14 protein-coding genes and 1 tRNA gene are annotated in these 22,485 nt (G+C 45.0%); 7 read left to right on the top strand and 8 right to left on the bottom strand.

The features are described from left to right. Positions 1-699: IS701 family transposase (locus tag JGK39_RS23665; protein WP_293297524.1), on the bottom strand; the 699-nt coding region annotated here is incomplete at its 3' end. Between the two features lie 122 nt (positions 700-821). Between JGK39_RS23665 and JGK39_RS33730 the strand changes: the two genes are divergently transcribed. Beyond that, positions 822-992 carry an HNH endonuclease signature motif containing protein gene (locus JGK39_RS33730; protein WP_366048944.1) on the top strand — a complete coding sequence of 57 codons (171 nt, stop codon included), beginning with the start codon at positions 822-824 and terminating at the stop codon, positions 990-992. A gap of 37 nt (positions 993-1,029) precedes the next feature. Here JGK39_RS33730 and JGK39_RS23660 read toward each other — a convergent pair whose 3' ends face one another. The 3 genes from JGK39_RS23660 to JGK39_RS23650 form a co-directional block, all read right to left on the bottom strand. After that, a complete protein-coding gene (locus JGK39_RS23660) occupies positions 1,030-2,292 on the bottom strand; it encodes a SufS family cysteine desulfurase (protein WP_293258643.1) in 1,263 nt (420 codons plus the stop codon). A gap of 495 nt (positions 2,293-2,787) precedes the next feature. Continuing rightward, entirely contained in the window at positions 2,788-4,341 is a 1,554-nt protein-coding gene (lysS, locus tag JGK39_RS23655) for a lysine--tRNA ligase (RefSeq protein WP_293258641.1), read from the bottom strand. A 196-nt stretch (positions 4,342-4,537) separates the two neighbouring features. After that, complete coding sequence (locus JGK39_RS23650) at positions 4,538-4,663, bottom strand: hypothetical protein (protein ID WP_293211169.1); 126 nt, start codon at positions 4,661-4,663, stop codon at positions 4,538-4,540. 426 nt (positions 4,664-5,089) lie between these two features. Between JGK39_RS23650 and tkt the strand changes: the two genes are divergently transcribed. The 5 genes from tkt to JGK39_RS23625 all read left to right on the top strand — a co-directional run bounded on the left by tkt (position 5,090) and on the right by JGK39_RS23625 (position 13,903). Then, complete coding sequence (tkt, locus tag JGK39_RS23645) at positions 5,090-7,105, top strand: transketolase (protein ID WP_293258639.1); 2,016 nt, start codon at positions 5,090-5,092, stop codon at positions 7,103-7,105. Between the two features lie 399 nt (positions 7,106-7,504). Next, entirely contained in the window at positions 7,505-10,300 is a 2,796-nt protein-coding gene (locus JGK39_RS23640; protein ID WP_293258637.1) for a PAS domain S-box protein, read from the top strand. A gap of 46 nt (positions 10,301-10,346) precedes the next feature. Then, positions 10,347-10,796, top strand: coding sequence for a response regulator (locus tag JGK39_RS23635; RefSeq protein WP_293258635.1), 450 nt, complete (start codon positions 10,347-10,349; stop codon positions 10,794-10,796). Positions 10,797-11,069: 273 nt separating this feature from the next. Continuing rightward, positions 11,070-12,569: an ATP-binding protein gene (locus tag JGK39_RS23630; RefSeq protein WP_293258633.1), complete on the top strand. Its 1,500-nt coding sequence runs from the start codon at positions 11,070-11,072 to the stop codon at positions 12,567-12,569. A gap of 245 nt (positions 12,570-12,814) precedes the next feature. Further along, on the top strand, positions 12,815-13,903 hold the full coding sequence (locus tag JGK39_RS23625; protein ID WP_293258631.1) for a response regulator: 1,089 nt from the start codon (positions 12,815-12,817) through the stop codon (positions 13,901-13,903). 293 nt (positions 13,904-14,196) lie between these two features. Here the strand turns inward: JGK39_RS23625 and JGK39_RS23620 are convergent, their stop codons facing one another. From JGK39_RS23620 to JGK39_RS23605, 4 genes are all read right to left on the bottom strand, one after another. Beyond that, positions 14,197-16,803 (bottom strand): PAS domain S-box protein, encoded by a 2,607-nt coding sequence (locus JGK39_RS23620; protein ID WP_293258629.1) that lies wholly within the window; start codon positions 16,801-16,803, stop codon positions 14,197-14,199. Continuing rightward, on the bottom strand, positions 16,800-17,195 hold the full coding sequence (locus tag JGK39_RS23615) for a response regulator (RefSeq protein ID WP_293297527.1): 396 nt from the start codon (positions 17,193-17,195) through the stop codon (positions 16,800-16,802). Before JGK39_RS23615 ends, JGK39_RS23620 begins: the two co-directional genes overlap by 4 nt. Positions 17,196-17,326: 131 nt before the next feature. Further along, positions 17,327-18,763, bottom strand: coding sequence for a response regulator (locus JGK39_RS23610; RefSeq protein ID WP_293258625.1), 1,437 nt, complete (start codon positions 18,761-18,763; stop codon positions 17,327-17,329). Beyond that, positions 18,756-21,620 (bottom strand): hybrid sensor histidine kinase/response regulator, encoded by a 2,865-nt coding sequence (locus tag JGK39_RS23605; protein ID WP_293297530.1) that lies wholly within the window; start codon positions 21,618-21,620, stop codon positions 18,756-18,758. Before JGK39_RS23605 ends, JGK39_RS23610 begins: the two co-directional genes overlap by 8 nt. A gap of 366 nt (positions 21,621-21,986) precedes the next feature. Between JGK39_RS23605 and JGK39_RS23600 the strand changes: the two genes are divergently transcribed. Then, positions 21,987-22,059: transfer RNA gene (locus JGK39_RS23600), tRNA-Arg, on the top strand. Positions 22,060-22,485: the final 426 nt, after the last annotated feature.

The following is a 22,485-nucleotide window of genomic DNA, read 5'->3' as shown; positions in this document are numbered from 1 at the left end:
TTCATCTACTGTTTTTTGAATTATTACTTTGCGATTCTTGGCAAGTCCTCCGATATATTTTAGTTTTCGGTTTTCCAATTCTTGTAAAAAACTGGTGTTATTACCATACCCTGCATCCATCAAGACTATTCCTGGTTTATAGCCTCTAGCTAAGGTCTTATCGATTAAATTTATGGCTATTTCTGGCTTTTTTTTGAAGTCTGGGTCATCTTTTCCGGAGGGTAATGAGTCGGCTTTTTTATATAATTCAATATCTAATGGCAGGCTCTTCTTACCATCATATAGATGACTCGTAACTACTACTACCCCATTATCAGTTTTTCCGATTTGTCCGATGTATTGTCTTCCTACACCCAGGGTAAAATTACCACTTTTTCTATGTCCTGAATCATCTATTATCAGGCTAAATCCTCGACTAATCTTGGTCTGGTTGCACTGATTCATTACGTCTAAGCGACGTTCGTTGAGTTCATTGAATGACCAAGGCGCTGTTGTTAAAAAATGATGTAATTTGTGGTAAGTTACTCCGACAGCGTTTTCTGCCATCTGCGACAGGTTTTTTCGTTCACTTTCTCCCAATAATCCCCCTAAATAGTTCCTAAACTCTCGTTTTTGGGCAAGATGACCAAAAATATCGTCAAATCTTTGACACCATCTATCGAAGCAGGGGGGCATCGCGGCAGGGGTTGTCTCTTTCATGGGTCATTTTTTAACGTTATATGCTTGCTCTGTAACTATTATAACCTATTTTTATCGTATTTTATGTTCAAGTCCCGTTAATGTGGAAAGAAGCCTATTTTAGGTTACACTAAAGCACTGAGTTGAATGGATATGTTTGCCCTACTTGCAAGATAGTATTTCGAGGGCCTAAAGGTTTTAAGGAACTAAAAGCAGATCACATTTACCCTTTTAGCAAAGGTGGTTTAACTATATGGGATAACCTTCAGCTCCTGTGCTATCGGTGTAACCTAAGTAAAAGCAATAAGGTTTAAGTAATTTGGTAGGGCAGGCACTGCCCGCCCTACTAAATTACCCCATAATCCCAGCAAAAAAGTCGATCGTCTCTTTCAGTGCTTTTACAAACACATCAATCTCCTCACGGGTATTGTAAAAATACACGCTCGCCCGCGCCGTAGATGAAACGTTCAAATAGCGGTGCAAAGCTTGCGTGCAGTGATGCCCGGAACGAATCGCGATCCCCTCCTCATCCAACATGGTAGACAAGTCTTGAGGGTGAATTTCTCCGGCGCTAAAGGATGCTAGGGCGGCTCTACCTTCGCCGTTGCTGTCTGGTTGCGGGCCGTAAATTTTGATCTGGGGAATTTGCCGCAACTGTTGGAAGAGATAAGCTGTCAATTCGGCTTCGCAAGCGTGAATCTGCTCCATGCCTATGTTATTAAGATAGTCGATCGCAGCACCAAGGGCGATCGCCTCACCGATTGCCGGAGTCCCCGCCTCAAACTTGTGCGGCAAATCAGCATAGGTAGAATATTCGAGAAACACATCAGCAATCATCTCGCCGCCGCCGAAAAACGGAGGCATTTCTCTGAGCAAATCCAGTTTACCGTACAGAAAACCGATACCAGTCGGAGCACACATTTTGTGACCGGAAGCAACCAGCCAATCGCAATCGATTGCTTGCACGTCCACTACCATGTGCGGCACGCTTTGGCAAGCATCAATTAAAACTTTGGCGCCGAAACTGTGGGCGATTTTGCAGATTTCTTTAACTGGATTGATGCAGCCCAAAGTATTGGAAATGTGAACCACAGACACCAACTTAGTTTTATCGGAAACCAGCGTTTTAAACTGTTCTAAATTAAACTCGTAAGTTTCGGTTAATTCAACAAATTTCAGCACCGCACCGGTTCTTTGAGCAATCATTTGCCAGGGAACGAGATTGCTGTGGTGTTCCATAACTGACAGGATAATTTCATCTCCCGCTTGCAGATTGCTCAAACCCCAAGAATAAGCAACTAAATTAATTGCTTCGGTGGCGTTGCGAGTGTAAACAATTTCTTGCCGCGATGCTGCATTGATAAATGCTGCAACTTTGTCTCTCGCCGCTTCGTAAGCATCAGTTGCTTTGGCGCTGAGAGTGTGGGCGCCGCGGTGCACGTTGGCATTGTATTGTTCGTAGTAACCGCGCCAAGCGTTGAGCACAGCTAGGGGTTTTTGAGATGTAGCTGCGTTGTCTAAATAAATGAGCGGTTTGCCGTTGACTTTTTGTGTCAAGATTGGGAAGTCGGCGCGAACTTTTGAGGCGAGAGTTTTTTCTTGAATAAGTGTCATATTTTCTGAGTTAACAATGAGAAGTTATTTGTTTAGAAAATTAGGGTGCAATTCCATTTTAAACGATCTTTTGCACCAACAGCAGTCACGGGTTGTCAGGTGGGAGGGGACGGGTTTATTTAACCTGTTTGTAATGTTTGAGACCATTGATGAACCCGCCTCTTGTATCTTGAAAGAGAAAAGCGATCGAACCGCAGACACCTTTGTAATATAATCGTAACACGAGTCAAGGTCAATGAAGGCAGGAGGCAGGAGGCAGGAGGCAGGCTTTTGTTCGGTGAGCTTGGACTCGCTCTCCTAACTTGGACACGCTCTCATGGTCCGATTGTACAGTTTGTAGTGCGGACTTCAGTCCGCAGCAGGAGAGCGGACTAAAGTCCGCACTACGAACGAATCTTACTGGCTTTTGGGATTTTCAAATCCCAAAAGCCTTTCGACTCGAATTATTTGAGCGCTAACCCCTGAATAAATCAAGACAGTATCCACAGGATTTTACTAATCTTTGACAGGCCGCATTGTCGGGAACATTACGGCATCTCGGATGCTTTGAGTGTTAGTTAAAAGCATCACCAATCTGTCTACTCCGATGCCCATTCCCGCGCAATTCGGCATTCCCAAAGATAGGGCTTGGATGAAGTCTTCATCCATGGGATGCGCTTCGTCGTCGCCTGCGTTTTTCTGCGCTAGCTGTTCTTCAAAGCGCTTTTTTTGCTCTTTCGGATCGTTCAATTCTGAGAAGCCGTTCGAGTATTCGGTACCGTTGATAAATAGCTCGAAACGTTCGACAAATCCCGGTTTGCTGCGGTGTCCTTTGGCTAGGGGACTGACTTCGACGGGATAGTCGATGATGAATGTCGGTTGAATTAGTTTGGGAACAACTAATTTGTCAAAAACTGCATACAGCACGTAGCCTAAACTCTGTTGTTCTAACTTAGACAGGTGCAATTCTAGCTTGGTTGCGGATGCGATCGCACTTTCCAAGTCCAAACTGTCAAAATCCAGCCCAAACTCGTCTCTGACAGCTTCCACCATCGTTTTCACTTGCCAGTGTTTGCCGCTGAAACCGGGATATTTGTCGCTGTAGTCGAACTTGCGCTCTAAACTGATGGTTTCTCCCTGATTTTCTATTTCCAGGACATCCCCGAAAACAGCCGCTGCCGCAAAACACATCACATCTTCGACCACTGTTAAAATGTCGAATACATCTGCATAGGCTTGGTAAACTTCTAAGGAGGTAAACTCGGGATTGTGAGTGCTGTCAATGCCTTCATTTCTAAAGGCTTTTCCTAGTTCAAATACTCGCTCGAATCCTCCACAAATTGCCCTTTTTAAGAATAATTCTGGAGCAACTCGCAAATATAAATCTACTTCCAAAGCATTGTGGTGCGTGATGAACGGCTTAGCAGCAGCACCGCCGTAAATAGCTTGGAGTGTCGGCGTTTCTATCTCGTAAAAATTGGCTTGCCAGAGATAGGAACGGATGCTTTGCACGATGCGGCTGCGTAGCATGAAACGGTTGAGCGCATCTTGGTTGCTAGCTAAATCCATTTCGCGGTGGCGGCGGCAAACTTCGGGGTCGTTAATGCCGTAATAAGAGTCGGGAAATTGAATAGTAGCTTTTGATAACAGCGTGAATTCCCGCACTAAAATAGAAAGTTCTCCCCGGGGCGTGCGGCAGCCGATACCTTTGACGCCGACAAAATCGCCGATATCAAGCAATTTTTTAATTTGTTCAAAGCTCAAGCCGACTTCACCGGTGACGATTGCTTTCTCGATTTTGAGTTGAATTTTGTTTGTGGCGTCTTTTAAATCGATGAAACCAATTTTGCCGCTGTCGCGCTTGGAAATAATGCGGCCGGCTAATCGCAGCGGAATTTCTTCGGGATCGCTTTCTCCGTTGGCGAGTTCTTTTCCCGGCTGACTAAATATTTCGCGAACTTGTTGGGCTGTGTGCGATCGCGCGTAGGATTGGCTGGGATACGGTTCTATGCCTTGCGATCGCAGTTCTTCTACTTTTTGACTGCGGACTTCGGCTTCACTCAGAGTCATTACTTATTGCCTGATTAAAATTACCAATATCTTACATTTTGCACTATTCTCGTGCTGGCGCGAGCCGCAGGCTCGCCTGCGGGCCCCACCATAAAATTCACTTGGGGTGGGACAAGCATCTTGCCTGTTCGTCACCGAGCTGCAAAATGTGAGAAACACTAGACTTTATCATAACCGCGCCACACAGATGAATTTTTCAAACAACTAAGATACACTTGCGATCGTCCGGTATGCCTTGACTTTTGACTAAAATCGGGTAGCTGCCAACTGACAACTGCCAGCCCACCCAGAAATATCTCCGATCGCAAATTGTTCTAGACACCACAAAGTGGCCGAAACTTTAAACAATTAATACCCGTTAAAAAAAAATGCAACCGCAGGCCAGTGCCTCAAACCCATACCCAGTAAATCATTCCCAATCTAAAATCTAAAATCTAAAATCTAAAATGATATAAGTTGTCTGTCGATCGCAAGTGGTGAGATGATATGTAGTGCAGCCTCACGGCAGTTCCACAGAAACTGAACAGCAGAGACGCGGGCGATCGAACTCGACTCATCGCACCTCTGCCAGAATCGACCACACATATCATGTCCGGTCGATCGATCGTACTATTTGGGTCGGGGCGGGTTTACTAAAACTCTGGTTTTCATTGGGGATTATTGGTGAACCCGCCCCTACAAGAATTACGATCGATTGACCCGATATGATATCACACACACTCTCTCTTAACATATAAAAACCAGAATTATGGCTGTTGCAACTCAATCACTCGAAGAACTCTGCATCAACTCTATCCGCTTTCTCGCCATCGATGCGGTAGAAAAAGCAAAATCAGGACACCCGGGACTGCCGATGGGCGCTGCCCCTATGGCCTTCGTGCTGTGGGATCGGTTTATGCGGTTCAACCCGAAAAACCCCAAGTGGTTCAATCGCGATCGCTTCGTCCTCTCCGCGGGCCACGGCTGTATGCTGCAGTACGCCCTCATGCACCTCACCGGCTACGATAGCGTCACCCTCGACGACATCAAGCAATTCCGTCAGTGGGAATCCAAAACCCCCGGACACCCAGAAAACTTCGTCACCGAAGGCGTAGAAGTTACCACCGGCCCCCTGGGACAAGGCATTGCTAACGCCGTCGGTTTGGCAATGGCAGAAGCTCACCTCGCTGCCAAGTTTAACAAGCCCGACCACACCATTGTTGACCACTACACCTATGTCATCATGGGTGACGGCTGCCACATGGAAGGCATTTCCGGCGAAGCTTGTTCCTTGGCCGGACACCTCGGACTCGGCAAATTAATTGCCCTGTACGATGACAATCACATTTCCATTGAAGGCGACACAAGCTTGGCCTTTACTGAAGATGTCGGCAAGCGTTTTGAAGCTTACAACTGGCACGTTATTACAGTAGACAATACCGCTCTAGACGAAGATACTAACCTAGAAGCAGTTCACAAAGCTATTGAAGAAGCGAAAAAAGTCACGGACAAACCGTCCATGATTAAAGTTCGCACCATCATTGGTTACGGTTCTCCCAACAAGCGCAATTCTTACAGTTCTCACGGTGCTGCTTTGGGTACCGATGAAGTGAAAGCAACTCGCGATTTCTTGAAGTGGGAACACGCACCGTTTGAAATTCCTAGCGATGCTTTGTCACACTTCCGCAAAGCAGTAGAACGCGGCGCTCAAGCTGAGCAAGAATGGCAGACAGCTTTTGATGCTTATAAAGCAGCATATCCTGCAGAAGCAGCAGAATACGATCGCACCGTTGCCGGCAAACTTCCCGAAGGTTGGGATCAAGTTTTACCCACATACAACCCGGAAGATAAGGCAGATTCGACTCGCAATCATTCAGGAAAATGTTTGAATGCTTTGGCTGCTGTCCTACCTGAATTGATCGGCGGTTCCGCTGACTTGGCATCTTCTAACATGACCTTGCTCAAGGGTGAAAAAGACTTCCAAAAAGGTCAATACGAAGGACGCAACCTGCGGTTTGGCGTGCGGGAACACGGCATGGGCGCGATCGCCAACGGTATGCTCTTACACGGCGGCTTAATACCTTACTGCGCCACATTCTTAGTATTTGCCGACTATATGCGCGGCGCAATTCGCCTCTCCGCACTCTCGGAAGCTGGAGTTATTTATGTAATGACTCACGACTCCGTAGCCTTGGGCGAAGATGGCCCGACTCACCAACCTGTTGAAACCATTGCTTCCCTGCGTGTAATTCCCGATTTGTTGGTAATGCGCCCTGCGGATGGAAACGAAACATCCGGTGCTTACAAAGTGGCAGTTGAAAGCCGCAAACGCCCGACTTTAATGGCTTTGTCCCGTCAAAACCTGCCCAATTTGGCCGGAAGCTCGATCGAAGGAACAGCCAAAGGCGCTTACATTTTGTCCGACGACGGCGGCACTCCCGACATCATTTTAATCGGTACCGGTGGCGAAACATACCTCTGCGTTGATGCCGCTGAAAAATTGCGCGCCGCCGGCAATAAAGTCCGCGTGGTTTCAATGCCTTGCTGGGAATTGTTCGACGCCCAAGATGCCGCTTACCGCGAATCTGTACTGCCGAAAGCTGTTACCAAGCGGTTAGCAGTTGAAGCAGGTTCTAGCTTCGGCTGGGGACGTTATTTAGGTTCCGAAGGCGACAGCCTCAGCATCGACAGATTCGGCGCTTCTGCACCGGGCCCCGTTGCTTTAGAAAAGTTTGGCTACACCGTTGATAATGTCGTAGCTAAGGCTCAGGCGCTGTTGGGTTAATCAATAGCAGCAGCATAATTTTTGGTGGGGCGGGCTTCGGGCTCGCCCCTTTTTTTATAGGTGAAGGAAGTTCGGCAACGGATTCTGTAACGGATGTAACGGATTGATAGAAGAAGGCTTGAGTTATCGTCGCGAGAGAAGAAAGAAGAAGGAGAAGATAAGACTTCAACCCGCGGAGGCGGGTTTCGTTTGTTTGGCGTGCGAATGACCTTCGCCCGCTCTTCTGTAGATTTTTGAATTTTGAGATAACTTATAAGTTATTGGGTTAAATTTTCCATTCCCCATTACCAATTCCCAATTACCAATTACCAATTCCCAATTCCCCATTACCCATTCCCAATTACCAATTACCAATTACCAATTCCCGATTCCCGATTCCCCATTACCCATTCCTTTATCATGTGGACTGTTTTAAATAACCTGTTATTCATCGGGAATTACATTCCTCACGGTCACTGTTACCTTTGGCAGCGAGAACTCGTCGCACTCCACATAGTGTCAGACTCGATAATTGCCCTGTCCTACTATTCCATACCCCTATCCCTAATTTATTTTATCGCCCACCGAAAAGACTTGCCCTTTCGCAACATTTTTTGGCTGTTTGCAGCCTTTATTATCTCCTGCGGCACTACTCATGTAATGGAAGTTTGGACGCTTTGGCATCCTGTTTATTGGGTTTCTGGCTGTCTGAAAATTATTACCGCCGCGATTTCTGCTTACACGGCTTTTGCATTAATTCCTTTAGTTCCCCAAGCATTAACTCTCCTGAGTCCAACTCAATTAGGGATGATCGATCGCATACTGCAACAAGAAATCATCGAACGCCGAGAAACAGAAGCTCGCTATCAAACTTTAACTGAAGCTTCGCCGGTGGGAATATTTTATGCAGACGCTATAGGCGATTGCTTGTATGTCAACGAGCGCTGGTGTCAAATTTCGGGCATGGGCTGCGATCGAGCTTTGGGCAAAGGGTGGTTCCAAGGCATTCATCCAGACGACCGCCAGCGGGTTTTTGACCAATGGTACAGCGCCGCTGCCGAGAAATTGCCGTTTAAATCTGAGTACCGCTTTCAAGGCATCGATCGCACTAAAATTAGTTGGGTATTCGGTCAAGCTGTCGGTCAAATCGGAGAAAATGGGAAGGTTAAAAGTTATGTGGGTACTATTACTGATATTACAGAACGCAAGCAGGTAGAAGAAGAAAATCGACTGCTCAATGAAACTCTGGAGCGTCGAGTTGCTAAGCGCACTGCTCAAATTGAAATTTCTAACCACAAATTGCAGAAAGAAATCGCCTACCGACAAAAAATTGCGTTTACTTTGTTAGAATTGACGCAACTGCAAAATGCGATTCTTAATAGCCCTAACTACACAATTATTTCTACAGAACCAGACGGTACAATTAAAACATTTAATCTGGCAGCCCAGAAACTTTTAGGCTATTCCTCCGAAGAAGTGGTGGGGAAAGTTACGCCAGCAATCATTCACGATCCTGTGGAGGTCGGTCAAAGAGCAGAAATTATTTCTCAAGAATTGGGAGTAAAAATAGAGCCGGGGTTTGAGGTTTTTGTTGCCTGGGCGCGTCGGGGAATAGCTGACGAAAATGAATGGACTTACATTCGCAAAGATGGTTCGCGGTTTCCGGTACTGCTGTCGGTGACTGCTTTATTTGACAGCAACGGAAATATTAACGGTTTTTTGGGTGTCGGTCAGGATATTAGCGATCGCAAACAAGCTGAAAAAGATTTCCGCGACCTCACCATTGCCCTGCAAAATGCGGTGGAAGGCATTTCGCGGCTGGACATTGAGGGACGCTACATCAATGCTAATCGAGCTTACGCTCATACCTGCGGTTACGAACCGGAAGAAATGGTCGGCATGGAATGGCCGCTCACCGTACATCCGGGTGATGTTGAGATGCTGATTAGTGCTTATCAGGAAATGCTAATTTCTGGCAAAGTAGAGGTAGAAGCTAGAGGTGTCCGCAAAAATGGAACGTTTTTTTACAAGCAAGTAACTATGGTAAAAGCTTGCGACGCCCAAGGAACATTTAACGGCCACCACTGTTTCCTGAAAGATATCACCGATCGCAAATTAACTGAAACAGCTTTGCTCGAAAGCGAATTTAAGTACAAGCAAATAGTTGAATTAGCAGAAGAAGGTATTTGGGTAATTGACAGCAATGGCCTCACGACTTACGTGAACCATGCCATGGCGCGAATGCTGGGCTATAGTGAATTAGAAATGTTCGGGCTGCCGCTTTGGGATTTTCTGGACGAACAGGAAAAAGAACAAGCTTTTGATAATGTCGAGCGGCGCTTGCGGCGGCTTTCCCAAGAAAAGGAATTTAAACTAAAAAGCAAGGACGGTCAAGATGTTTGGACTTATATTTCTGTCAGTCCAGTATTCGACGAAGAGCTGGGGAATATGGTGTCTTGTTGCGCCTTGGTTTACAACATTACAGACCGCAAAGAATCAGAGCAGCAAATGCTGCAACTTACAGAAGATTTGAAGCGTTCTAACGAGGAATTAGAACAATTTGCTTATGTGGCTTCCCACGATTTGCAAGAACCGCTCCGAGCCGTTACGAGTTATACTCAATTGCTGGCCCAGCGCTATCAAGGAAATTTGGACGATCGCGCAGATAAGTATATTAATTATATTGTTGATGGCGCCACCAGAATGCAGCAGTTAATTAACGATTTGTTGGCGTATTCGCGACTGGGAACGAGGGGCCAGGAGTTTGAGATGGCGGACTGCAACGCTGCTGTCAAGCAAAGTTTGTGCAATTTGCAAATTGCGATCGCCGAAAAGAAAGCTGTAATCACCTGCGATGCGATGCCAACCGTGATGGCAGATGAATCTCAACTAATGCAATTATTCCAAAATTTGATCGCCAACGGCATCAAATTTTGCCGCGAAGACATCCCGTTCATTCAGATCGCTGCCCAAAGGCAAGAGGGCGAATGGCTGTTCAGCGTCCGCGATAACGGCATTGGCATCGATCCGGAGTATGCCGATCGCATTTTTATCATTTTTCAACGGCTGCACGGACGCCGCGAATATTCCGGTACTGGCATAGGTTTGGCGATGTGCAAGCGCATTGTGGAACGCCACGGCGGGCGGATATGGGTGGAATCTCAGGAGGGAAAAGGAGCGACTTTTTACTTCACTATTCCTATAATTAGTACGTGAAGGGTCAAAGTTAATTTTTTCCTCTAATCAAAAGGATACGGCAGTTATGAGCGATCGAAGCACTGTTAGACCCGTTGAGATTCTGCTGATTGAGGATTCTCCCAGCGACGCCGATTTGGCAATAGAAGCCCTCGGTCAGGGTAAAATATTGAATAACTTACATTTTGTGGAGGATGGAGTTGAAGCAATCAAGTTTTTACGCAAAAAAGCACCCTATCTGGCCGTACCCCGTCCTGATTTGATTTTGCTCGATTTGAACCTGCCAAAAAAAAGCGGTGTTGAAGTGCTAGAAGAAATTAAAACTGACCCGAATTTAAAATTAATTCCGGTAGTGATTCTCAGCACTTCAGCAGCTCCCGAGGATATTGTCAAGTCCTACTCGCTCCACGCCAACTGTTACATCACCAAGCCTGTAGACTTTGTACAATTTACTAAAGTAGTCAGGTTAATTGAGGAATTCTGGCTCGCCGTCGTGAAACTTCCTCTAAATTATTAATTGATTGAATATTTTTGGCGGGCGGTGGTGAAAGCTCCCAAAAACGGATACCAGCCCCCGACACGAGCCGCCACCAGCGCCGAATTTTAGACTTTTGCCCAAGCTCCGAGATTCACGGCGCTGCAAGTAAATCTAAAATTCTTCAATCTCAAATCTAAAATCGACTGACTGTTCCCAAATAATAACTTTCAAGTTAAAAAGGGCAAGGTCAAGCAAAAAAGTTTAATCTTAGATTGGTAGAGTAAAATTTTTACAGTCAAAAACGTCTAAGCTATGTGGATTAAGATTCTGTTAGTAGAAGACAATCCCGCTGATGCTGATTTGCTTGCAGAACTGTTAGAAGTATCTGTCGGCGTCCAGTGGGAACTGGTTTCTGTTGAGTTCCTGCACGAGGCGATCGCCCAACTGTGCAAACAACCCTTTGATGTAGTTTTGCTCGACCTTTCTTTGCCCGACAGCCGCGGTTTGGAAACCCTAACTCGCCTGCGAGAAGTTGCCCTGGATACAGCAATGGTGGTAATGACGGGCTTGGACGATGAGGCGATCGCCCTAGAATCAGTTCGCTTGGGAGCTCAAGATTACATTGTTAAAGGTCAAATTACTACTCAATTATTGGTACGGACGATCCGCTACGCGATCGAACGATCCCAAACATTTCAAATGCTGCGGGAAAGCGAGCGCCGTTTTCGGGCGATTTTTGACTCTTCGTTTCAACTCACCAAGCTGCTGACTCCCCAAGGAATCGTGCTGGAAGTCAACGAGACAGCCCTCGATTTTGCCGGAGTGCGATCGCAAGATATTGTCGGCCGCCCGATTTGGGAACAGCCGATTTGGGAACAGTCACCAAATGGTAAAGAACAATTAAAAAAAGGGATCGCCAAAGCTGGTACGGGCGAGTTTTTTCGTCGAGAAATAGACTTGTTAGGAAAAGGCGGCCAAATTGTGACAGTTGATTTCTCGCTGAAACCTGTTAAAAATGAAACAGGACAAGTTTTGCTGCTGATTGCTGAAGCCCGCGACATTAGCGATCGCAAACGCGCAGAAGCGGAAATTCTCAAAGCCCTCGCACGAGAAAAAGAGCTTTCAGAACTGCGAGCTAAATTTGTCACCATGGTTTCCCACGAATTCCGCACCCCCCTGACAACCATCCAATTTTCGGCGGGATTGCTCCAAGATTACAGCGCTAAGTGGTCAGAAGAAAAAAAATCTACTCATTTTGTGCGGATTCAATTAGCCATCAAACGCATGACAGAGTTATTAGAAGATATCCTCGTAATTGGCAAAATAGAAGCAAACACCTTACCGTTTCAACCTGTTTCCTTGAACCTTGAAAAGTTTTGCCGTCAACTGGTAGAAGAACAGCAGCTCAACGACAGCAACCAACACCCGATCGCCTTTCAACATGAAGGCGGCAACTGCGACGCTCAAATGGATGAAAAACTGCTGCAGCAAATGTTGGGAAACGTCCTCTCAAATGCCATCAAATATTCCCCCGCAGGCAGTTCAGTTTCCTTGCGACTAAATTGTCAAAACGGCAAAGCTGTTTTCCAGGTTCAAGATCGGGGCATCGGGATTCCCCAAGCCGATCTAGAGCGGATCTTAGAAACTTTTTACCGAGCTACAAATGTCGGCACTATTTCGGGAACAGGTCTCGGTTTAGCAATTGTGAAAAGAGCCGTGGAACTTCACGGCGGCAAACTGGCGATCGACTCTCAAGAAGGAAAAGGCACAACTTTCACTATTACCTTACCTTTAATTTGTGCTAGCCAATAAGCTGCTGCGCGGGGGAGAGGGAGAGAGTCCGATGGGGATCGGGGGAGAGAGGGGGAGGGTCCGAGGAGTTGACGAGTTTTAATATGGAATTAAAATATACAATTTAAATGCACAGCTTAACAACTAAATTATCCACTATAAACATCCGCCGCTTAACGCTCAGTTAACTACATAAAACAACAAATTTGTCAAGTGTCCTCACGCAGATTTTTTGCAACAACTACTAACTAAAAGGAGCAATAACCGTGGCAAAGATTTTAGTAATAGAAGACGAAGAATCGATTAGAGAAAACATTTTAGAGTTGCTGGAAGCCGAGAACTTTGAAGGCATTGGAGCGATTAACGGCCAAGCCGGCATCAAATTGGCGATCGCACAAATCCCCGATTTAATTTTGTGCGACATGATGATGCCAGAAGTGGACGGTCACGGCGTCCTAAAAGCTTTGCGTTCCGAACCCTTAACTGCCACAATTCCGTTTATTTTCCTCACAGCAAAAGCCGATAAAAGTGACATTCGCACGGGCATGGAACTAGGAGCAGACGATTACATTACCAAGCCTTGTACGCCGCAAGAACTGCTCAAAGCAATTGCTATTAGACTTGAAAAACAGAAAACAATTAGCAAGCAATCGCAAAAAAAGCTAGACGAATTGCGAACTAATATTAGTATGTCGATACCCCACGAATTGCGGACTCCTTTGAATGCCATTCTGGGTTTTTCGGAGCTAATTTTATCAGAATATCACGTCTTGGAAGAACCAGATATATTAGATATGATCGGTCAAATAAACACTTCCGGTCATCGCTTGTATCGGCTGATTCAGAACTTTTTGCTCTATGCAGAACTGGAGATGGCAGCCACAAATCCCGAACTGCTTCTTGAGATGCGTAACAGCGAATTTAGCTGCGTAAAATCTTTGTTGAGTGAAAAAGCCCGCCAGCAAGCGAAACAGGTGAATAGAACAGACGATTTACAATTAAACTTGCAGGATGCGTCTGTGGCTATTGATTCCATGAGACTCACAAAAATTGTTGAGGAACTGCTGGACAATGCCTTCAAATTTTCTTTAGAAGGAACGCCGATTTTATTCAGCACTTTCGTGGAAAATCAGACTTTTATTCTGTCTGTCAAAGACCAAGGCCGCGGTATGACACCCGCTCAGATTGCACAATTAGAAGCTTACAGGCAGTTCGATCGCAAACTTTACCAACAACCAGGTTTGGGATTGGGCCTGGCCATCGTCCAACGCCTAGCAGAATTGCACGGAGGACAATTTAAAATAGAAAGTTTGCCCCAGCAAGAAACAATTGTTTCCGTTTCCCTGCCCATCTAAACAATATAGCAACCGCGCCCGATGTCTAGGACTTTCTGGCATTGCACTTTCCCCACGCGATCGATTGCTTCTTCGTTATCTCCCGACGATAACTAAATCCTTCTTCTTCCCTCTTCCTGATGACTGATGACTGATGACTGATGACTTCTTCCTAATGACTAATGACTAATGACTTCTTCCTAATGACTAATGACTTCTTCCTAATGACTAATGACTAATGACTAATGACTAATGACTAATGACTAATGACTAATGACTAATGACTAATGACTAATGACTAATGACTTCTTCTATTATGCAGGAGCGATCGGCCGTTTCACACATCGCTGCATATAAATTTGAGCTACCTTATCCCCGGGGTTGACTTGCAGGCACGCCGAAAACAATCTTGTAGCTTCGAGAAACTTGTCACTATTGTAGAATACCAAACCTTGCTCAAACATTGTCTTTGTCTCTAACTTTTTTTGTCGCAACTCGGGCGGATCTGCCGTAAAGACTTCATAAACCGTAACCATGCGCGATTTGCCTTTCACTGTGACGCGATCGATCAACCTAAAATCATAAACATCATTCAACTGTACAAAAGTATTGTGAGTAATTAACATCGAAACTCCATACTCTTTCGTCAAACTTTCCACGCGGGAAGCTAAATTTACCGCATCGCTAATCACCGTGCTATCCATCCGACTTTGGCCGCCAACCGTGCCTAACATCAAAGAACCCGTATTGATCCCAATGCCAATTTGCAGCGGCGCGCGATCGGGGCGACTGCGACTCATATTATACTCGCTAAGCTGCTCTAGCATCGCAATTCCAGCTTTCACAGCATCGTCCGCACTGCCATTAAACAGCGCCATAATTGCATCGCCGATGTATTTATCAATAAACCCAAAATTTTCAGTAATTGCAGGCTCCATCCGCGACAAATAAGCATTAATAAATTGAAAATTTTCTTCGGGACTCATCATTTCAGAAAGAGCCGTGAAATTGCGAATATCTGAAAACAGCACCGACATTTCTTTCTGTACCTGATCGCCTAATTTTACGTCCAGAATACTTTCATATCCCAAAAAGTGGAGAAATTGGTGCGGCACAAACCGCCCGTAAGCATCTGTTAATTTTTCTTCTGCTGCTAAAGCTTTTTCCAACTCGTTTGTGAACTGGCGGCGCTCGGTTTCTAGCTCTTGACGCTCCGTGATATCTTGAAAAACTGCGATCGCATAAACAATGTTTTTCCGTTCGTCGTAGATTGGAGTCGCCCAAACCTCGATCGGCACAATCCTCTGGGGCTGGTGAATTTCAGCATCATCAGCGTGCACCACTTCCCCCCGCAGCGCCCGCACAATCGGTTGCATTTCGCCCGGATACAGCTCATTAGTTCCGGCGCAGTAAGTTTGATAAACTTCCGGCAAATTCGTAGGAATAACATCAGAAACCAAGCCTTTGCCAAGTATTTTCTCAGCCCAAGAATTCATGTAACAAGGTTTCCCGATACCATCAACCACAAATATACCCACCGGCACCGCTTCCAGCAATTGAGTCAGCCGATTTTCGCTTTCTAACAGCGCTTCATTGAACTTTTCTTCAGCTATCAAAGCTTTTTCCAAATCATTCGTAAACTTCAGGCGTTCCACATCCACAAGTCTTCGCAAAGTAATATCCTCAGCAAAACCCTGATAGTAAAGCAGTTCACCCCTAGCATCAAAAACAGTACGCGCATCCTCAGAAATCCAGATAATACTGCCATCTCGGCGGTAAACTTCCGACTCAAACTCAGACACAGTACCGCACTGTTCCATCAGCGCGAAAAACTCTTGACGGCGGTTTGGTTGCACGTACAATTGTCGCTGAAAATCATTAACACTTGCCATCAATTCTTCAGCGGAATCATAGCCGTAGATTTGAGCGAGAGCAGGATTAGCACTGATCAAAGTTCCATCAGGTGAAGTCTGAAAAATACCTTCGAGAGCATTTTCAAATATCCGGCGATACTTCTCTTCAGCTTGCACCAGCGCTGCTTCAGCTTGCTTGCGTTCCGTAATATCAGTAAAAGCAATAATCCCGTAGCAAATATCCCCCAGAGAATCATAAATAGGAGTCGCCCAACTCTCCACCGGAATCACCTTATTACCAGTCCTAATTTCTACACTCTCAGTCCGCACACTTTCGCCCCGCAGCGCCTGCATAATTGGCAATTCTTCCACAGGACATCTCTGATTAGTTCCGGCTTTATAGAATTGATAAATTGCTGCTTTCTGCTCCGCATTAATATGTGGCACAGTGCCTCTGCCAAATACCTCCCGCGCCTTTTGATTAGCATAAAAAGATTGACCGTTCGCATCCAGCACGCACACTCCCAACGGCATAGCTTCCAGGTATTGCGTCAACCGACTTTCGTTTTCGTGGAGTTTGGCAATCAGCATCGCCTGCTTGCGGTTTAATCTTGCCAACTCCTGATTCATTTCCAGAAGTTCTATTTGTTTTTCAGCTAATTGTTTGTCTTGAAAATATCTGTAAATTGCCTCAGTAACAGTTAATTTTAAATCATCTGTTTGCCATGGTTTAGGTATGTATCGGTACAACTTAGCGTAGTTAATAGCATTGGCTACCGCCTCCAAATCAGCCTGACCCGTCAGCATAATCTTAAGAGTTCTCGGCGAGATGGCATGAACGCTCCTCAATAGCTCGTCTCCTTTCATATTCGGCATGATATGATCGGAAATAACCAAAGGAACTTCATACTGTTCTGCTAAAAGTTCAGACAGCAACTCCAAAGCTTCTTCGCCGCTTTGGGCTGTTTCAATTAAATATTTATCTTCAAAGGCTTTTAGCAGGTCTATTTCCAGACTATCGAGTATAGTCTGCTCATCATCCACACAAATAATTACAGGTTTTTTCATAACTTTGCTAGACCAGACTTAATCGCTTCAATTAATTCTTGATTTTGCCAAGGTTTTTGTATAAAAGCATGAAGATTGGCTTGAGATTTTGTGCGCTCAATTGCTTCTTTGTCCGCTTGTCCTGTCAGCATAACTGTCACAATCTGCGGATATTTTTGATGAATCTTAATCAACAACTCATCTCCTTTCATTCCAGGCATCAACCAATCAGAGACAATAACTAGAATGTTAACCTCATCTTCACACAGCTCTTGAATAATCTCCAGTGCTTCGGCAGCACTTTCAGCAAATTCGCAAAGATATTTACCGTTAAACGCCTGTTGCAGTTCAATTTCCAGACTTTCCAGCACCGCTACTTCATCGTCAACACACAAAATTGCTGGTTTAGACATCGCTAGTTTCCTCCTTTCGTCTGGCTGGGTGAACCCGGATGGGCAGCACACCGTTTTCAAAATTCTACATTCCGCGCGCCTCGACTGCAAATTTTTAGCCCCAGATTTCAGTCTGGGGTACTTTATTTAACCTATTCAATTAAATTAATCGGCAAAGACACCGTAAATGCAGTTTTACCGGGCACCGACTCCACATCAATTGTCCCCTGATGTTTTTTAATAATTTTTTTGACAATATCCAATCCTAATCCGCTGCCTTCTCCCGCTGGTTTGGTAGTAAAAAAAGGCTCAAAAATTTTCGGCAAAATCTCGGGTGAAATTCCAGTGCCGCTGTCGGTAATTTTTACAACAAAGTTGGTATCTTGCTGCAAGGCGTCAATTGTTAAAGTTCCTTGATTGTCCATCGCTTGTAAAGCATTATGAATTAAATTTGTCCAAACTTGATTGAGTTCGTCTGGATAACACAATACCGCCGGCAATTGAGCTTGATAGCTTCTGACGATTTCCACACCCTGTTTTAGCTGGTTCTGATAAAGAGTTAATACAGTTTCAATTCCCTCAGTAATATTCACTTTTAATTTTTCCCCATGTACATCGTAACGCGCATAATTTTTGAGAGCAAAAACGACTTTTGCAGCGCGTTCTGTAGCGGTAGCGATGGTTTTGGCGCTTTTGTGAATACTAGCAAAATCGTAGGCAGTTTTGATAATATTTTCGCTGTCAGGGTCTTTGAGCAACGGCACGAATTCTTGCACGTTTCCTTGCAATCCGATATTGACTAAAATGCTAGCAAGGCTGTCAGAATTATCAATCCCTTCCGCATCTAGTTGCTGCTTCACGCCTCTTTTAAATTCCCGTTTTTCTCGCGTAGATAAAGAGTAAGTTTGTTGGCGGGAACTGTGCATCAAACTCAAAAAATCGTGCTGGCGTTCGGCAGAGAGTTGTTTAAAAAAAACTGGCAAACTGTCGAGATTGTTATCCAAAAAGCCAGTAATATTCCCAATAGACGATCGAATCGCCCCTAGTGGTGTATTAATTTCGTGAGCAATGCCTGCAATCAGTTGCCCTAAGGCAGCCATTTTTTCCGATTGAACTAATTGCTCCTGAGTTGCTTGCAGTTGCTCTAAAGTGATTGTCAGTTCATCGTTCTTCTGTTGGAGTTTTTTTTGCAACTGGCACATTGCTAAATGGGTTTCTACTCTAACTAACACCTCTTCCATCTGAAAGGGTTTGGTAATATAATCTACTCCGCCCACATCAAAAGCTTTAACCTTATCTAGTACGTCATTTATCGCGCTGATAAAAATCACCGGAATGTCGCGAGTGCGTTCATCAGCTTTGATTTTTTCGCAAACTTCATACCCGTTCATTTCGGGCATCATAATATCCAGCAAAATCAAATCGGGAGGCATACCTTTTGCCGCCGAAAGTGCTAACTCGCCGCTGGGTACGGGGCGGACTTTATAGCCCTTCCCGTTCAAAATTCCGGCTAGCAGCCGCAAATTCGCTGGGGTATCGTCCACTACTAAAATATTACCGCGATCGGTGCTAGGAATGTCATTATTCATGTGAGCTTGCTTGAGAGATTAACTTTAAAACTTTGTCGTACTCGAAATTTTCTATACAATTCGCGATCGCACTAGCCGTTACTGTATCCTTTAATCTAATTTGGTCGATCGAACTCTCAATGAAATCCATATCCACTTTCAGTATCGCCAGCTTTAAATCAGCTACCAGCGACTCTGGCAATTTAACGAAGTCAGCCGCAGTCATTTCGCGATCGCGCGGAACTGCCGATGAGTTAGCTTGACCCGGATCTTCATAAATATAGCGCACTCCGATATGTTTGTGCATAGCATCAAAAATATCGGCTTCCCGGAAAGGTTTCCGCATAAAAGCATCGCAGCCCGCCGACAAAATCACAGCCCGTTCTTCCTCCAAAACGCTCGCAGTCAGCGCAATAATAGCAGTAGCTTGACCTTTAATAGTGCCTTTAATGTATTGTGTTGCTTCGTAGCCGTCCATCACGGGCATTCTCATGTCCATCCAAATTAAATGCGGCTCCCAACTATCCCAAATGTCAATAGCTTCTTCACCGTTAGTAGCTTCTTTCAGTTCAAAACCCAGAGGATTGAGAAGTTTAATTAAGAGTTGGCGGTTGAGCGGTTTATCGTCTACTATCAAAATTCGATAGGGGTGTTGGTTGGGTTCCAGGGCAATCACATGGCGAGTCGGTTTGGGGATGGCAATCTCAGCCACATCTACCGCAATAACTTGAATGTAAAAATTAAAATTAGTACCCTTCCCAACAGCAGAAATGACGCTCATTTCGCCACCCATTAATTCCACAAATTTGCGGCTGATTGGCAATCCCAAGCCTGTACCTTCTTGAGAATCTTTGCCTGTCTGGGTTTGCACGAAAGCTTCAAAAAGATTGTCTAATTCATTGGCAGCAATACCTGGACCAGTATCTTCGACTTCAAAATGAACAAATAAGGACGAGGCAGAAGCTGAACGGTCATTGTGGGTTGTATAACTCGCATTTTCTGACTGAGTTAACTGTGGGACTTTAACGCCATTAATAGCCACGTTTCTTGTAGGTTTTTCGGCTGTTGATACACGATTATTTCCTACTTCTTCCTGTGGATTTATATTGCTTAAAAGCTGCTTGCTAACTCTGACGCAAACACCGCCATATTCTGTAAACTTAAGAGCGTTATTTAGCAGATTAATTAATATTTGTCGCAGCTTTAATTCGTCAGTTTCTACGTATTGCGGTACGTCGGGACTGCGCTCGAAAACTAACTGCAAGTGCTTGTCATCTGCTCCCAGTTGAAACATATCGTCCAAGTCATTTAGCAGGCGATAGAGGTCGAATTTTTTCGGATTGAGGGTGGTACGCCCCGATTCAATTTTAGATAAATCGAGCACGTTATTAATCAGGGTGAGCAGGTGTTCTCCGCTGCTGCTAATTATGCTAAGATTTTCTTGGTGTTCTGGGGATAGAGTTTGGCTGCGAGTCATCAGTTGGGAAAAGCCGAGAATTGCATTTAGGGGCGATCGCAATTCGTGACTCATGTTCGCCAGAAAGGTACTTTTAGCTTTATTGGCTACTTCTGCTTTGTCCTTAGCTACAGCCAATTCGGCAGTCCGCTCTTGCACTCGGTGTTCTAAAGTTTCAAAAGATTGTTGCAGTTGTTGAGCCATGCTGTTAAATGACTTGGCTAATTCCCCCAATTCGTCAGAGCGTTCGCTTTCTACTGTGGTGTCCCATTCACCTTTAGCAATATTTTTGGCTGCTGTATTTAACCGCAAAATAGGATTTGTCACCCACCGAGAAGTCAGAATGCCGAACGCGACAGCTACTCCTAAAGCTGCCAAACAAAGCCAAATCGCTGTGCGGGTATTGGCATCGATTTCTTCGGTGAAATCTGCTTCGGGAACAACTACGACAATCAGCCAGTCTAAACCTTTGCCGTCTTGAAACGGTAGAACTTTTACAAATTGAAGCTTGCCGTCTATTTCAAAATTAAAGAGATAGGAAGTTTTAATTTCCTTTAATTCCCGAAAACGAGCTGCTACATATCTAGCTGTAGCTTGAGTCGAGGGGTCAACGCTCTCTTCTGCTTTGAAGAGTTCTTTTTTATTATCTTTGGTACGGAATGGTTGTTCGGGAGTTGAAGTTGCCAGTAACGTACCAGTTTTTTCGACAATAAATGCTTGCCCGGATTTGCCAATTTTGAGACTGTTTAAAAAATTCCCAATATGGTCTAGACGCAACGCAGAAATTAATACTCCTTCTAGCTGATTATTCTCGTATACGGGTTGGAGTGCGCCCAGGATTAATGTCGGTTCTAGAAACGAAATATAAACGGAACTCCAAGTTGGTTTGCCGACCTTAGCCGCATTTTGGTACGAAGGATGTTCGCGGATGTCAAAGTTTTTGACAACTGTTGATACGGTAGTGCGATCGCCTGTATCATTAGTAGTGTAAGAATAGAAATCAAAGCCTGTAGATTTCCCTGACAGATTAATCATTAGAGAGCCTTTAGACAGTTTTTCTCCGGTTCGATAGTCTCCCTTCTTGTTGGCAATAGATGTAAAATTGATATAAGGATATAATTGTACTTGCCGCCAAAGATATTTCTCCCAAGATGACGCATCATCCATTTTTAAGTACCCCAGCTTGACAGCATCCAGCTTGCTTTGATTGATTTGGTGGGGTGTTGTCAGGTAAGCTTGCAGGTTTTGCTCGACACGCGAACTCACCTCGCTCATTAACTGACTGGCAAGGTTATTAACTGCTTTTTGTCCGTTTCTAAAAGACAAATATCCTACGAGGCCCACGGCTCCCACGATTTGCAGTACAAATGGAACTATGAGAACTGTTCGCAGCGGTAATTTATCTAAAATTTTATAAATCATCAGATTTAGAGGTTTAGTGAACTTTGTCTAGAACCGTCCTTGCTCCCGCTCGTCTTAACAGCAGTGCCATCTACTCCCGACTAGCTGGAGGGACTTGATGCGCGCCATATTAGCTGTGGTAGACGCTTAACCCCGATCGAATGTGAACCTAATCTTTGTTATATCAAAGCCTATTATTTTATCTATTGTCGTATTATTTTGACGATAATCGTCAAAATTTGCAGTCTCAGGCTGCGAGAACTGTCTGATACACGCTCGCGCGCCCGAGTATAACCCGCATCGGTCAAGGGATTTGGAGACTGGCGATCGAATTTTATCGATCGACTAGCCATTTTCGACAAGACGTGTTATACTCTAAAAAGTCGAGGGCACGTAGCTCAGTGGATAGAGCATCAGGTTCCGGTCCTGAGGGTCGGGGGTTCAAATCCCTCCGTGCTCACTTTCTATGTCTTTTGCGGAGTAAGGGTTTCAGGTTAATTGTATTACCGATAGTCCTATTTTCCGCTCAAATTTCGCTCCTGTCGGTTCCTAGTATCTCCAAAACCACCTCCATATCAGCCAAGTTTGCTCCGGACTTTTTGCGCCGCGCTTTCAGTTGGTTAAGCAACTCGGCTGGCTCTGGGAATTCTGCGACGGTCGGAGCTGAGTTTTTATTTACCTCCCGTGAGCGCCGCACTTCCCTGAGTTCATGCTCCAGCATCTGAACCTTCAGTACCAAATCGCCGTTGCGCTCGTGTAACTGATTCAGTTCTGCATCCCACTCCGTCAGGGGGAACGCATCTTATTGAACACTGTTCGCCAGTGGTGAGTATATTTTGAGATAAATTCAGCATTCTTAGAAGCTAAAAACACGCTTTGTAATGAC

The organism is Microcoleus sp. PH2017_12_PCY_D_A, from assembly GCF_020738565.1.
In the GTDB taxonomy this organism is placed as follows: domain Bacteria; phylum Cyanobacteriota; class Cyanobacteriia; order Cyanobacteriales; family Microcoleaceae; genus Microcoleus.
The sequence above is the reverse complement of the archived record's forward strand: the minus strand, read 5'-3'. Positions and strand labels throughout refer to the sequence as shown.

Bases quoted from the DNA above. Each gene is read 5' to 3' on its own strand.
- JGK39_RS23635 (WP_293258635.1), top strand. From the start codon at position 10,347: ATGAGCGATCGAAGCACTGTTAGACCCGTTGAGATTCTGCTGATTGAG.
- JGK39_RS23615 (WP_293297527.1), bottom strand. From the start codon at position 17,195: ATGTCTAAACCAGCAATTTTGTGTGTTGACGATGAAGTAGCGGTGCTG.
- JGK39_RS23660 (WP_293258643.1), bottom strand. From the start codon at position 2,292: ATGACACTTATTCAAGAAAAAACTCTCGCCTCAAAAGTTCGCGCCGAC.
- lysS (WP_293258641.1), bottom strand. From the start codon at position 4,341: ATGACTCTGAGTGAAGCCGAAGTCCGCAGTCAAAAAGTAGAAGAACTG.
- JGK39_RS23605 (WP_293297530.1), bottom strand. From the start codon at position 21,620: ATGATTTATAAAATTTTAGATAAATTACCGCTGCGAACAGTTCTCATA.
- JGK39_RS23610 (WP_293258625.1), bottom strand. From the start codon at position 18,763: ATGAATAATGACATTCCTAGCACCGATCGCGGTAATATTTTAGTAGTG.
- JGK39_RS23630 (WP_293258633.1), top strand. From the start codon at position 11,070: ATGTGGATTAAGATTCTGTTAGTAGAAGACAATCCCGCTGATGCTGAT.
- tkt (WP_293258639.1), top strand. From the start codon at position 5,090: ATGGCTGTTGCAACTCAATCACTCGAAGAACTCTGCATCAACTCTATC.
- JGK39_RS23620 (WP_293258629.1), bottom strand. From the start codon at position 16,803: ATGAAAAAACCTGTAATTATTTGTGTGGATGATGAGCAGACTATACTC.
- JGK39_RS23640 (WP_293258637.1), top strand. From the start codon at position 7,505: ATGTGGACTGTTTTAAATAACCTGTTATTCATCGGGAATTACATTCCT.